The sequence below is a fragment of the Methylobacterium oryzae genome (genome assembly GCF_036441375.1).
GTDB lineage: Bacteria > Pseudomonadota > Alphaproteobacteria > Rhizobiales > Beijerinckiaceae > Methylobacterium > Methylobacterium oryzae_A.
Genome location: NZ_MLCA01000001.1, coordinates 1462335 through 1474657, shown reverse-complemented (window position 1 = coordinate 1474657; position 12323 = coordinate 1462335). Strand labels below are relative to the sequence as shown.

Genomic DNA, 12323 nt, shown 5'->3' with positions numbered 1-12323 from the left:
TCGTTAATGAAGTCGCTCCCAAATCCATCAAGTATTTATCGATCGAGGGCGCTGTTCAAGATCTCTTAACCATCCGCAGCCATAAGCTGTGGCGCTAACCAATTCTGTCGCACCCGCCCGAGCGGCCGATCCGACGTGGCCGGTGAGGGCAGGGGGAGGCGCACCTTGTAGGGAGCTCAGCTGTGATCGCTCAAGCGTCTGGTGATGTTGGCGACGCGACCCCCTCCGCGACGGCGAAGTTTCCCCATGTGGCGATCGCGATCCCCTGCGGGACCATGGTCCACGCGGACTTCGCCGTCAGCCTCGGATCGATGATGCACTCGCTCGGCGAGATGCCGATGTCGATCGTCGTCGGTAAGTCGTCGATCGTCGCCGATGCCCGCAACCTCGGCCTCGAATACGCGCAGAAGTACGGGGCGGAGTACGTCCTGTTCATCGACAGCGACATGACCTTCCCGAAGGACGCCCTCCTCAAGCTCCTCGTGCGGCAGGTCGACATCATCGGCGCGACCTATTCCCGGCGCACGGCCCCGTTCCACTTCCTGGGCGACATCCTGCCGGAGCAACCGGCCGACGCGCCGAAGGGGTTGCTGGAGATGTCGCGGATCCCCACCGGCTTCCTGCTGATCAAGTCCACGGTCTTCGACAAGCTGAAGAAGCCCTATTTCCGCTTCCGGGTCGACGAGGAAGCCGGCGTGAACATCGGCGAGGATTTCGACTTCAGCGATCGGGTCCGTGCCGCCGGGTTCCGCATCTGGTGCGACCCGTATCTCAGCAAGGAGCTCGGCCATATCGGCGAGCAGTCCTTCAAGCTCTGACCGCGTCTCGCGCTTCGGCGCGCGACGCCCGACACGGTGAGGCGTGGCAATGAGGATCGCGATCATCACGCCGTCGAGGCTCAAGCCCTCGACCCTGGCCGGAAAATCCGGCCAGTACTTCCTGGAACACGCGATCGAGAGCGCCAACGCCCAGGAACTCGACAGGCCGGCCACGATCCACTTCTTCGTCGGGACCGATCCCGGGATCGAGATCCCGGCGCGGCTCGCCGGGCACCCGCAGATCACCTTCGCGCGCGGCGAGCACAGGGGGCAGATCCCCGCGCTGAACGCCGCCCTCCGCGCCGTCGATGCCAGCTGGGACCTGGTCGGCTTCCTCGAGGACGACGACCACTGGCTGCCGCCCTATCTCGGCTTCGCGCTCCGCGCCCTGGACAGCTTCGATTTCGTCTCCTCGACCCAGCTCGAGACGGACGAGGCCGGCGCGGTGGTGCGGATCAACGACTTCGCGACGCCGTCGGGCTGGCTGATGCGGCGGACCACCTTCGCGCAGGTCGGCGCGATCAGCCCGGCCGCGAAGTGGCACTACGACAACGAGTGGCTCGGCCGCCTCGCCGAGACCGGCCTGCGCCGCGCCCACCTCGTCGAGGCGACGGCGCCCGTCACGCTGCAGGACGCGATCCAGGTCCGCCCCTGGCTGGCCAATGTCCTCCGCAACGGCGGGCCCAACGTGCAGCTCGTGCGCCACGGCTTCGTCCTGCCGCTGGTGTGCCGCCTCGTGCATCCGGGCTCCGGAACCTCGGATGTCGGCCAGGGCGGCACCTCGAAGGCCGAGAGCAACGCCGAGTATCAGCGGCTGATCGACCGCTTCGGCCGGATCCCGTGGTGATGGGCCGGGTGAAGCACCCGGCGCCCGCGGCGTGACGTCCCGGAAGCGGGCGCCCTAGACGGGGCGCCCCTGGGCCCGCCCGCGCAGGGCATCCTGGAACGCCGCGAAGACCCGCCGCATCTGCGGCGGCTTGTAGGGAAACAGGTCCACCGAATCCATGTCGTGGACGACCATGCCGGTATCCGCCTCGAAGACCAGCAGCCGGCCGTCCGCGCTCTCCGCGCAGTCGATGATCAGGTAATCGAGCCCGATCCTGCGGTGGATCTCGGCGAAGGCGGCGCAGTGGCGCGCGGCGAAATCGACGTCGAACGTCGCCATGGCGGCGGCCTCGGCCTGCCGCTTCGCCGCGTCCTCGAGCATGCCGGCGTTGAGGTAGTGGATCATCCAATGGTCGCGGATGGCCATGTGGCACAGGAACGGCACGCCGTCGATCAGGACGACGCGGAGCTTCCGGAAGAGGCCGTCGGGACCGCGATAGTCGCAGAACTGCGTGACGTAGAACGCCTCGGCGGCCGTGTCCGCGAGGTAGAGCTGCAGATCCTCCGCGCGCTCGACCTTCCGAAGATCGTTGCCGGCATGCGTGTCCAGGGGCCGCACGAGCAGCGGGTAGGTCGGTCCCTCGGCCTGGCGCGAGGCGGCCGCGCTCAGGACGGAGCGGTTCACGCGGACGATTTCGGGCACCAGCACGCCCTCCGTGCCGCGGAGCGCCGCCGAGATCCCGTGCCGTGAAGTCCTGAGGACGTGGCGCGGGTGATTGACGATCGGCCGCGCCCAGTGCTCGGCCGCCGCCGCGAGGGCTTCCAGGAGCGGCTCGGCGGTCCGCGAATAGGCGATGCCCGTGACGATCACGTCGTGCGCGGGCAGATCGTGCGGCACCGGCTCGCCGGGGCGGAGATAGAGATAGGTGAGGCCGAAATCGGCGTCGTTCAGCAGGAAGTCGATCGGCGTGTTGGCCATGAGATCGCCGGCCGTGACCAGCACGAGGACGCGGATACGCGCCTGATCCGGGTTCGAGCGCAGCGAGAACAGCCGCTGCCCGTCGAGAACCTCGTTCTGGAGCGCGAGCCCCTCGGTGAAGCGGTGCTTCAGCAGCAGGATCGTCGCCATGTCCAGCGCCGTCCCGGCGTCGAGGGCGGTGTCGCCCCCTTCCGCGAGGATCTCGGAGGCCAGGGCCGCCATGTCGGCCCCTTCGAAGGCCGCCCGGATGAGGCGCGCCGGGCCGATCATCGGGTTCGGGTTGTCGATCCCCGCAACGTGCGCTTGCATCAGAGCCTCCGAGCCGTGGAACCGCCGCAGCGATTCCGGAACCGCGATCAGGTGTTTGGAATCGCGCTCCGCGGCACGACGCCCGCACTCTGACCGCACGGAGGTTTACGAAGCGCTAACCATGTTCGCGGGCGGGGCGGGCACCGCCCCGCCGCGCCCGCGGGGCCGACGCGGACCGTGCGGTGTCGATCAGTCGCGCCGCGGCGNGCCGCGGCGCCGCGCCCGCGCGCCGGAGGGCCTCGGCCAGCGCCCCGCCCGGGGCTGCATCCGCGCTCGGATTCGGCCGGCTTCGCGGCACCTCCTGCTTCGGCTCGCCGGTCCGCCGGGCCGGCTGCACCGGCTCGATGGGGTCGTCGAGCCGCATCGACAGCGCGATGCGCTTGCGCGGCACGTCGACGTTGAGGACCAGGACCCGGACGACCTCGCCGATCCGGACCACCTCCGCGGGCGACGCGATCCGCCGCCGGGCCATCGCCGAGATGTGGACGAGCCCGTCCTGATGGACGCCGATATCCACGAAGGCCCCGAAGGCGGCGACATTGGTGACGACGCCCTCCAGTTGCATGCCGGGCTTGAGGTCTCCGATCGTCTCCACGCCTTCCTGGAAGCGGGCCGTCTTGAACTCCGGCCGGGGATCCCGCCCCGGCTTCTCGAGCTCGGCGATGATGTCGCGGACGGTCGGCAGGCCGAAGCGCGCGTCGACGAAGGGCTCCGGCGCCAGGCGTCCGAGGACGGAGGCGTTGCCGAGGAGGACGTGGATGTCGCTCTTCGTGGCCTGGAGGATGCGGCGGACCACCGGATAGGCCTCGGGATGGACGCCGGACCCGTCCAGCGGGTCGTCGCCGCCCCGGATCCGCAGGAAGCCGGCGGCCAGCTCGAAGGTCTTCGGCCCGAGCCCAGGGACCTTCTTGAGCGCCGTGCGCGTCCGGAACGGGCCCTGGGTATCGCGATGGGCGACGATGCGCGCCGCCATCGCGCCGCCGAGACCGGAGACCTGCGCGAGCAGGGCCGGGGACGCCGTATTGACGTCAACGCCGACGGCGTTGACCGCGTCCTCCACCACCGCCGAGAGCGACCGCGACAGCTTCGCCTCGCTAACGTCGTGCTGGTACTGCCCGACGCCGATCGACTTCGGATCGATCTTGACGAGTTCCGCCAGGGGATCCTGTAGGCGGCGGGCGATCGACGCCGCGCCGCGATGGGACACGTCGAGGTCGGGCAGTTCCTTGGCGGCAACTTCGGACGCCGAGTAGACCGAGGCGCCCGCCTCGGAGACCATGACCTTCGCGAGCGGCAGGTCCGGATTGGCCGCGACGATCTCCGCGGCGAGGCGCTCGGTCTCCCGGGACGCGGTGCCGTTGCCGATGGCCAGGAGCTCCACGCCGTGGAGGCGGCACAGCCGACCGAGTGTCGCGACGGCCTCGCGCCAGCGGCGCTGCGGCTCGTGCGGGTAGGTCGTCTCAACCGCGACGATCCGCCCGGTGCGGTCCGCCACCGCGACCTTCACACCGTTGCGATAGCCCGGGTCGAGGCCCATCGTCGTTCGACCGCCCGCCGGCGCGGCCAGGAGCAGGTCCTTCAGGTTCCCGGCAAAGACCGTCACGGCCTCGTCCTCGGCCCGCTCGAACAGCCGGCTCCGCAGGTCCTGCTTGATCCCGGTTCGGATCTTCGTCCGCCACGCTGTCCGGACCGTGTCGAGGAGCCAGGCATCCCCGGCCCGACCGCGGGACGCGATCTCGAACCGGCGGCAGATCGCCACCTCGAACGGTCCGGGCAGGCCCGGCGCCGAATCCTCGCCCACCGCGGTGTAGCCGACGTCGAGCACCTCTTCCCGCTCACCCCGGAAGATCGCCAGAATCCTGTGCGAGGGCATCCGTTCCAGCCGCTCGCTCCAGTCGAAGTAGTCCGAGAACTTGGCCCCCTCGCTCGCCTTGCCCTTGCGCAGCTGCGAGACGAGCTGGCCGGTCCGCCAGTAATCCGCCCGCAGGCGCCCGACCAAGTCGGCATCCTCGGCGAAGCGTTCGATCAGGATGGCGCGGGCGCCCTCCAGCGCGGCCTCGACGTCCGGCACGCCGCGCGCGTCCGACACGTAATCGGACGCGGCCGCCTCGGGCGCGCGGTCGGGCCGGCTCAGCAGGGCCTGAGCGAGGGGTTCGAGGCCGGCTTCGCGGGCGGATTGCGCCTTCGAGCGCCGCTTGGGTCGAAAGGGCAGGTACAGGTCTTCCAGACGCGCCTTGGTGTCGGCGGCCTCGAGGGCCGCCGCCAGGGGCGGGGTCATCTTGCCCTGAGCGGTGATGCTCGCGACGATCGCGGCCCGGCGCTCGTTGAGGTCGCGCAGATAGGACAGTCGCTCCGCGAGCCTGCGCAGCTGCGTGTCGTCGAGGCCGCCCGTATTCTCCTTCCGATAGCGCGCGATGAACGGCACGGTCGAGCCACCATCGAGGAGCGCGACGGCGGCGGCAACCTGCGCCTCCCCGACACCGAGTTCGTCGGCGATCAGAGCGTTCAGGGCTTTCATGGATTCTCCGGCAGGGGGGGCGGCGAGGGACAGGGTATCTGCGTGGAGCGCCAAGCCGCCCGAAACAAGGCACCGGTCAGACGCGCAGTTGCAGCTCCGCCTCCGCCTTGACGGCCCGGGCGCAGTCCAGGATGCGGTGCCGTGCGTCCGCATCCTCGATCGAGAACCACAGAGTGAGCAGCTCTTCGGTCATCGAGAGGTCATCGTGCTGGCCCGGGTCGAAGAAGAGGTCGACCGAACATCCGAGAGTCTCGGCCAGATCGCCGAGGATCCGGCGCGACCGTCCATCCGGAACCCTGCTGTGGTTCGCCATCACGTCGACCCGCCTCGCAGCGCCAACGGGCGCCGCCGTCAGAAAACCCACGGCCCCGCCCGCGACCCTTCGGAACATCGGGATCCAGACAATCCAGTCAAGTCCGCGCCCCGCCGTCACGAGACGCGCCGGGTCTCCGGAAGCCGAGCGCGTCCTCCCGGGCAGAGCGCCGATTCTGTGGATGGCGGGGCGGCCGCTCGGTTTTCCTGGCACGGGTTTCGCGGCCGCCTGTGCGGATCAGCTCGCGACGGAGAGCAGGCACGACGCTGGAGCATCAATCTTCCGGCGATCCACGCGCGGTGAAGCAAGTCTTCACCCGAGATGCCTCTTGGCCGGCACGCCTTGACGACCGGAACGCGACGTCATCGGGATGTCACTGTCCGATGTAAGACCTTCGCTTCGCATGTCCCGGACAGGGAGGCGCCCGTGCAATTCGAGATACGAGAGCGTAGCCGGTCGCTCTGGTCCTGGGTTCTCGTCAACGAGACCGACGAGCCCGTGCTCGAATCGCGGCGAAGCTTTCCCTCCCGCGCCCAGGCCACGGCGGCGGCCCTCGCCTTCTCCCAGCTCGTCGCGCGCGCCGGGCGCAGCCTCGGCGGCGGCCCGCGCCAGGTCGGCTTTCTGTGACGCGACCGCGTGCCGGTTCGGCGTCAGGTGGTCCGGATCCGGTGGCGCACGAGGCTGATGACGCTCGTGCAGGCGATGACGCAGCCGACGCCCATCGCGCCGAGGCAGCTGATGGTGCGGATCGGCTCGCCGCGGGCCAGGACGATGGCCACCGCGAGCGGCAGGAGCAGGAACACGAGCAGCAGGGTCATGACCGGATCCGAATGACGATGATCGAGACTAGGATCCGAATGGTTAACCAGTTCTCACGGGCCGACACCGCCTGAGGTGCCGCACGGCCCGTCGTCCCGGGGGCGCACGATGCCTGGGACGACACGTCTCCGCGAGCGGAGCGGGGCCGTTCCCGGCCTCGCGCCCTTCGCGCGACCGCGTCGTCACTGGCGCGGGCGGCCGGACTTCGATCATCTTCGGGCTTCGTCCAGGCGGACGAGGCGGTCGATCAGGGCTCGATCGTGCAGGAGGGCCATCCGCTCCTTCGGCGACAGCCACGCCTGCGCCTCCGCGACCGTCTCGGCCTCGCAGATCTTGGCGGTGGCCAGCGTGTGGTCCGGGTCGATCGCGCCCCGGGGCCGCCGGTGCCCGACCGGAAGCATACGGCTGTGCGCCAGCGCGAGGTCGGGATCGGCGTGGAGGGCGACGAGGGAATCGGCGTCGTCGAAGCCGCGCGTCGCGTTGCGGGCCGCGAGGGCGGCGGCGCGCACCGCGATCTCCGGCGGCGCGGCCTCTTCCGGCGTCGCGAGGAGCAGGCGGCGCTTGAGCGCCAGGCCGAGACCGAGCTGGCCGCTCGCCCAGGAGATCGGGATCGCCAGCACCAGACCCAGGATTGTCGGGCTCATCCAGAGGAACAGCGAGGTGGCGATCGCGAAGGCGGCGACGCCCGCCACGAGTCCCAGCAGCGTGTGCCAGCGATGGCGGAGGACGATGTCGGGCAGCGGGATCGAGCCGTCGTCGCGTCGCTGCGGGTTCCACCCGGTATCTCGTCCGAGCAGGATGCTTATCACGGAGCCCGACTGGATCACCATCGCCACCGGCGCCACGAGGGCGGACAGCAGGATCTCGACGAGGCTCGACACGACCAGCCGCCCCGCGCCCCCGCAGGCACGCCGCACCGGGCCGTCCAGCAGGGCCAGGATCAGGCCGAGGAATTTCGGCGCCAGCAGGACCGCCATGGTGAGGCCGAACAGCTGGAGGGCGCGGACCGGATCGAACCGCGGGAAGACGGGCGAGAAGCCGGCGCCGCCGAAATAGTCCGGCCGCTCCGTGGCCGTCTGAAGCACGAGCAGGATACCGACGACCAGCTGCAGCAGCCACAGCGGCGAGGCGAGATAGCCGGCGATGCCGGTGGCGAAGTGCTGGCGGGTGGCGGGGTGCAGCCCCGCGGCACCGATGACGCGCGCGTGCTGGAGATTGCCCTGCGCCCAGCGCCGGTCGCGCACCGCCACGTCGATCAGCGACGGCGGGCTCTCCTCGTAGGAGCCCGGGAGGCGATGGAGCATGTACACCGCCCAGCCCGCGCGGCGGATCAGCGCCGCCTCGACGAAGTCGTGGGACAGGATGTGTCCGCCGAACGGAGGCTTCCCGCGCAGGTCCGGCAGGCCGCAGGAATCCGCGAAGGCGCGGGTTCGGATGATCGCGTTGTGACCCCAGTAATTGCCGTCCCGCCCCGACCAGGCGGCGAGGCCGGCGGCGATCACCGGACCGTAGATCCGGGCCGCGAATTGCTGGAGCCGGGCGAACAGGGTGTTGCGGTTGATGATCAGCGGCAGGGTCTGAATGATGCCGGCATCCGGATCCGCCTCCATGGCGGCGGCGAGCGCCACGACTGCCGATCCGCTCATCAGGCTGTCGGCGTCCAGGACGAGCATGTGGTCGTAGCGGCCGCCCCAGCGGGCGACGAAGTCGCCGATGTTGCCGGCCTTGCGGTGATGGTTCTTCGGCCGATGCCGGTAGTAGAGCCGGGCGTCGGGTCCGAGCCGGCCGCGCAGGTCGAGATAGGCCCGCTCCTCGGCGATCCAGGCATCGGGCTGGGTCGAATCCGAGAGGACGAACCAGTCGAAATGGTCTCCGAGGCCGGTGGCCTCGACCGCCTCGCGCATGGCCTCGATGCCCGCGAAGGTGCGGGCCGTCGCCTCGTTGTAGACGGGCATCAGGATCGCGGTCCGCGTGCGCAGCGCGCTCGGGATCGGCGCCGGCCGGGGCCGTCGCAGCAACGTCGCGAAGCCGAGCACCGCGCTGGTGAAGGCCAGCGCGATCCACGAGAAGGTCAGGCAGAACAGGATGACCAGCACGAGCTGGAGCGCGGTCGGGCTGCCCGAGACCGACACGGTCTCGACCATCTGCCAGCCGCCATAGGCCGTCAGCGCCAGGGCGCCGCCGAAGACCAGAACCCGCTCCGGCCAGGGCGTGCGGACCCGGCGCTCCGGCCGATGCCCGAGGCCCGGATCCCAGCGCGCCAGATCCTGGACCGGCATGGGCAGGGGTGCCTCAGGCGGCAGGTGGCGGCCGCCGTCGGGTCGCGGCTCGCGCACGGACACGGCGTCCGGCGCCGGCGGCAGGGTCGTCGTGTCGTCCAATCGCACGGGAAAGGCCGGTCCTCAGCTGTCGGAATCGGAATCAGGGTGTCCAGCGGAACAGCCACGTCTCGCTGGCCCGGACCTGACCGCGCCTGAGCGCCAGACGCAGCTCGCTCGCGCGCTCGCTGCCCGGGTCAAGCTCGAACAGGATCCGCAGGGTCTTACGGTCGGGATAGCGAAACCGTTCCTGGCGCGTGATCGTCCCGGCCGAGGCGCCGAGATCGACGTCGATGTCGCCGGGCTGGAACAGCGCGTCGCCCTCGAAATCGACCGCGAAGAGCCGGCGGTTGCCCGTGCTGCCGTGCCCGCAGCGGCTGTCGCGCACCCGGGCGATCGCCGGCGGCAACGGGTCCGGCCAGCCCTTGGACCAGTGCTGGCGGCACTGGAAGCGCATCTCCGCGCCCTTCGCCAGCTTCGCCTTGGGCCGCCAGTAGGCGAACACGTTCTCGTTCAGCTCGGAATCGCTCGGGATCTCCAGCAGCGTCACCGCGCCCTCGTTCCAGTCGTCGAGCGGCTCCAGCCAGAGGGACGGGCGCTGCTCCCAGTGGCGGCGGTCGTCCTCGAAATCATCGTAGGCGCGGGCGCGCTGCATCAGACCGAAGCCCTTGGGGCCGCGATCCACGAAGGCCGAGACCTGCAGCGCCTCGGGATTGTGCACGGGGCGCCAGATCGGCTCGCCGTAGCCGTTGTGGATCGCCAGGCCCTCCACCGAGAAGGCCGCGGCGCGCAGATCGTCCACGCGGTTCCGGTCGAGGGCACCGAACAGGTAGCTGCCCTGCATGCCGCCGAGCCCGATATGGTCGAGTTCGGCGCGGGCGAAGACCGTCCCGTCGATCTGCGCCGTGGAGACGTCGCGGCCCGGGATCAGGGTGATCCTGAACGCCGCGGTCGCCGATTCCGACTCCGCGAGGGCGTGGACGACCACCGGCTGACCCGCCCGCGGCGTCTCGACGAACAGGGCCCGGAACAGCGGGAACTCCTCGCCGCGGGAATCGGCCGGCCGAAGGGCGAGCGCCCGGGCGTTGATGCCGAAATCCTGGCCCTCGGCGACGAGCCGGAAGAACGAGGCGCCCTGGAACAGGGCGAAGTTCGACAGCCCGTCGGCGCCCTCGAACCGGGCGCGCAGGCGGAAGCCCGAGAAGGCCGTGTCGGCGGTCAGGTCGGGCAAATCGAGGCCCGGGGCCGCGAAGGCGGCCTTGTCGTACCCGACCGGCTGCACCAACCCGTTCTCCACGACGAAGAGCGAGACCGGCGTCTCGAAGATCGAGCCGCGCAGCAGCGGCTCCAGGACGTAGCCGGCATCGCGGTCGGCCCAGGTCGCGCGGCCTTCCGCGGGACGGATCGCCTCGTAGGCCTCGCGGGACAGGGTCTTGAGAACGGCCGGAACGTCGCCGAGCTTCGGTGCGGCGTAGAGGGCGGCGGCCCGGGCGCGGGCGAGGTCGATCAGCGTGTTCGCCCCGAACGCCTCGCCGCTGCCCGGCAGGGCCATGACCTTGTCCGGCTCGGCCGCCCGCGCGGCCGCCGGGAGCAGTCCCGCGGCAGCGCCCAGCGCGCCCCCCAGGACGGCGCGGCGCGTCGCGGTGGCTGTGAATCCGGTCTCGATCGTCATGCGGGCGGTCGTCTCGCGTCGCGGGTCGGGGTGCGGGAGGCTCCGTGTATACGGACAGGCCGGCTGAACCCAGGGTTAAGCAACTGCTTGAACCGCAAGGCGCTCCGTTGACTTAACCCGAGCCGGCTCTCTAATTCGGCCGACTGCATCAGAACGGGGGAGGCAGCATGGGATCGTTGCGAGTCACTGGCCACGGCGTGGATCTCGGCGAGAGTCTGCGCGGCCGCGTCGAGGAACGGATGTCCGCGATCCAGGCCAAGTATCTCGACTCGCACATGCACGATTCCTGCAACGGCCACGTCACGCTCCGGCGGGACGGCGCCGCGTTCCGGACGGATTGCGTGCTGCACCTCGTCTCGGGGCTCACGATCGAGGCGAACGGCTTCGCGCACGACGCGCGGTCGAGCTTCGAGCAGACCGCCGAGCGCCTGGAGACCCGCCTGCGGCGCTACAAGCACAAGCTGAAGCAGCACGCGACCGGCCCGGGCGACGACGCGGCGATGGAGGCCGCCTACGCGGTGTTCGCCGCCCCCGAGGAGGAGGAGGACGATGCCGCCGACGGCGACGCCCACCCGCCGATCGTCGCCGAGAGCACCAAGACCCTCCAGCGCCGCACCATCGGCGAGGCGGTGACGGCCCTCGATATGACGGGATCCCCAGTGGTTGTGTTCGTCCACGCTGGCACCGGCCGCGTCAACGTCGTATACCGGCGGAGCGACGGAGCGATCGGCTGGGTGGACCCGCCGAACGCCACCGAGTGACGCTGCGGGTCGGGAGGAACGGAGCCGGAACCGGCCGGTTTCACCGCCCATTGAATCCAGCGGGGGCGCGGCCGGATCGGTCGTCGACGCCCTCGCGACGAGGCCCGCCTCCTCGCGAGCGGGCGACGGGGCAACGGTCGATCGATGCCAGTTCTGGAATTCCTCGACCCCGAGTCGGTCGTGCCGGCCCTGCGCGCCCGCGCCAAGAAGCAGGTGCTGCAGGATCTCGCCGCGCAGGCGGCGCGGCGGCTGCCCGCCCTCGGCGAGCGTCCCGTCTTCGACACCCTTCTCCAGCGCGAGCGGCTCGGGTCGACCGGCATCGGCGACGGCGTGGCGATCCCGCACGGCAAGCTGCCCTGCCTCGATCGTCTCTTCGGGCTGTTCGCACGCTTCGACCGCCCGGTCGATTTCGAGGCCCTGGACGGCCAGCCCGTGGACATCGCCTTCCTGCTGCTCGCGCCCGAAGGCGCCGGCGCCGACCATCTGAAGGCCCTCGCGCAGGTGGCCCGCATCCTGCGCGAGCCCGGGATGCTCGCGCATATCCGCGCTGCCCGCGATGCCGGCGCGCTCTACGCGCTGCTGACGCGCTCGACGGCGCCGCAGGCCGCCTGATGATCCCGTGGTTCCGAATGGCCGCCGCTGTGACGCTCGCGGCCGGTTTGTCGAGTGCCGCCGCGGCGCAGAGCGAGACCACCTGCGCGCGCGACGTCCTGGTGGCGCAGTCGATGCAGCGCCAGGCCCTCGATCAGCTGGAGCAGGCCGACGGCGACGACGCCAAGAATTGCCGCGTCTGGCGCCGTCACGTGGAGACGATGCGCCGCGTGGCGAGCGTCTACGGCCGCTGCCTGTCAGGCTCGGAGCGCAGCGAGCGCCTCGCCCAGGTCCAGGGATCGGACCGCGAGTTCTCGGCGGCGATCAAGGCCCGCTGCAAGGGTCAGTAGGAGCCGGCAGGGTGCGCCCGGCGCGCTGCCCCGGGACCGCGTGCGTCGCA

The 12323-nt window shown here is 70.7% G+C and carries 12 protein-coding genes; 6 read left to right on the top strand and 6 right to left on the bottom strand.

All coding sequences use genetic code 11. The annotated features are described in order from the left end of the window. Nucleotides 1-248 precede the first annotated feature (248 nt). Both MOTC310_RS07035 and MOTC310_RS07030 read left to right on the top strand, forming a co-directional pair. Complete coding sequence (locus tag MOTC310_RS07035; protein WP_331290762.1) at nucleotides 249-818, top strand: glycosyltransferase family 2 protein; 570 nt, start codon at nucleotides 249-251, stop codon at nucleotides 816-818. 49 nt (nucleotides 819-867) lie between these two features. Beyond that, complete coding sequence (locus tag MOTC310_RS07030; protein ID WP_331301265.1) at nucleotides 868-1665, top strand: glycosyltransferase family 2 protein; 798 nt, start codon at nucleotides 868-870, stop codon at nucleotides 1663-1665. Nucleotides 1666-1719: 54 nt separating this feature from the next. Here the strand turns inward: MOTC310_RS07030 and MOTC310_RS07025 are convergent, their stop codons facing one another. The 3 genes from MOTC310_RS07025 to MOTC310_RS07015 form a co-directional block, all read right to left on the bottom strand. Continuing rightward, nucleotides 1720-2931 (bottom strand): ATP-grasp domain-containing protein, encoded by a 1212-nt coding sequence (locus tag MOTC310_RS07025; RefSeq protein WP_331301264.1) that lies wholly within the window; start codon nucleotides 2929-2931, stop codon nucleotides 1720-1722. Nucleotides 2932-3046: 115 nt separating this feature from the next. Then, nucleotides 3047-5449: a Tex family protein gene (locus tag MOTC310_RS07020; RefSeq protein ID WP_331301263.1), complete on the bottom strand. Its 2403-nt coding sequence runs from the start codon at nucleotides 5447-5449 to the stop codon at nucleotides 3047-3049. 76 nt (nucleotides 5450-5525) lie between these two features. Next, on the bottom strand, nucleotides 5526-5882 hold the full coding sequence (locus tag MOTC310_RS07015) for a hypothetical protein (protein WP_331301262.1): 357 nt from the start codon (nucleotides 5880-5882) through the stop codon (nucleotides 5526-5528). A 306-nt stretch (nucleotides 5883-6188) separates the two neighbouring features. Between MOTC310_RS07015 and MOTC310_RS07010 the strand changes: the two genes are divergently transcribed. Next, the gene (locus tag MOTC310_RS07010) at nucleotides 6189-6389 is read left to right on the top strand and encodes a hypothetical protein (protein ID WP_331290757.1); all 201 of its coding nucleotides are present in this window, start codon (nucleotides 6189-6191) and stop codon (nucleotides 6387-6389) included. Nucleotides 6390-6412: 23 nt separating this feature from the next. On the opposite strand, the gene MOTC310_RS07005 is transcribed toward MOTC310_RS07010, so the two are convergent. The 3 genes from MOTC310_RS07005 to MOTC310_RS06995 all read right to left on the bottom strand — a co-directional run bounded on the left by MOTC310_RS07005 (nucleotide 6413) and on the right by MOTC310_RS06995 (nucleotide 10571). Then, nucleotides 6413-6580 carry a hypothetical protein gene (locus MOTC310_RS07005; protein ID WP_331290756.1) on the bottom strand — a complete coding sequence of 56 codons (168 nt, stop codon included), beginning with the start codon at nucleotides 6578-6580 and terminating at the stop codon, nucleotides 6413-6415. A gap of 210 nt (nucleotides 6581-6790) precedes the next feature. Continuing rightward, a complete protein-coding gene (gene mdoH, locus MOTC310_RS07000) occupies nucleotides 6791-8944 on the bottom strand; it encodes a glucans biosynthesis glucosyltransferase MdoH (protein WP_419539876.1) in 2154 nt (717 codons plus the stop codon). Nucleotides 8945-9002: 58 nt separating this feature from the next. Then, nucleotides 9003-10571 (bottom strand): glucan biosynthesis protein D, encoded by a 1569-nt coding sequence (locus MOTC310_RS06995; RefSeq protein ID WP_331301261.1) that lies wholly within the window; start codon nucleotides 10569-10571, stop codon nucleotides 9003-9005. 167 nt (nucleotides 10572-10738) lie between these two features. On the opposite strand from MOTC310_RS06995, the gene MOTC310_RS06990 reads away from it, so the two are divergent. The 3 genes from MOTC310_RS06990 to MOTC310_RS06980 all read left to right on the top strand — a co-directional run bounded on the left by MOTC310_RS06990 (nucleotide 10739) and on the right by MOTC310_RS06980 (nucleotide 12273). Further along, a complete protein-coding gene (locus tag MOTC310_RS06990; RefSeq protein ID WP_331290754.1) occupies nucleotides 10739-11332 on the top strand; it encodes a ribosome hibernation promotion factor in 594 nt (197 codons plus the stop codon). A 144-nt stretch (nucleotides 11333-11476) separates the two neighbouring features. Then, on the top strand, nucleotides 11477-11944 hold the full coding sequence (ptsN, locus tag MOTC310_RS06985) for a PTS IIA-like nitrogen regulatory protein PtsN (RefSeq protein WP_331301260.1): 468 nt from the start codon (nucleotides 11477-11479) through the stop codon (nucleotides 11942-11944). Nucleotides 11945-11961: 17 nt separating this feature from the next. Beyond that, nucleotides 11962-12273 carry a hypothetical protein gene (locus tag MOTC310_RS06980; RefSeq protein ID WP_331301259.1) on the top strand — a complete coding sequence of 104 codons (312 nt, stop codon included), beginning with the start codon at nucleotides 11962-11964 and terminating at the stop codon, nucleotides 12271-12273. Nucleotides 12274-12323: the final 50 nt, after the last annotated feature.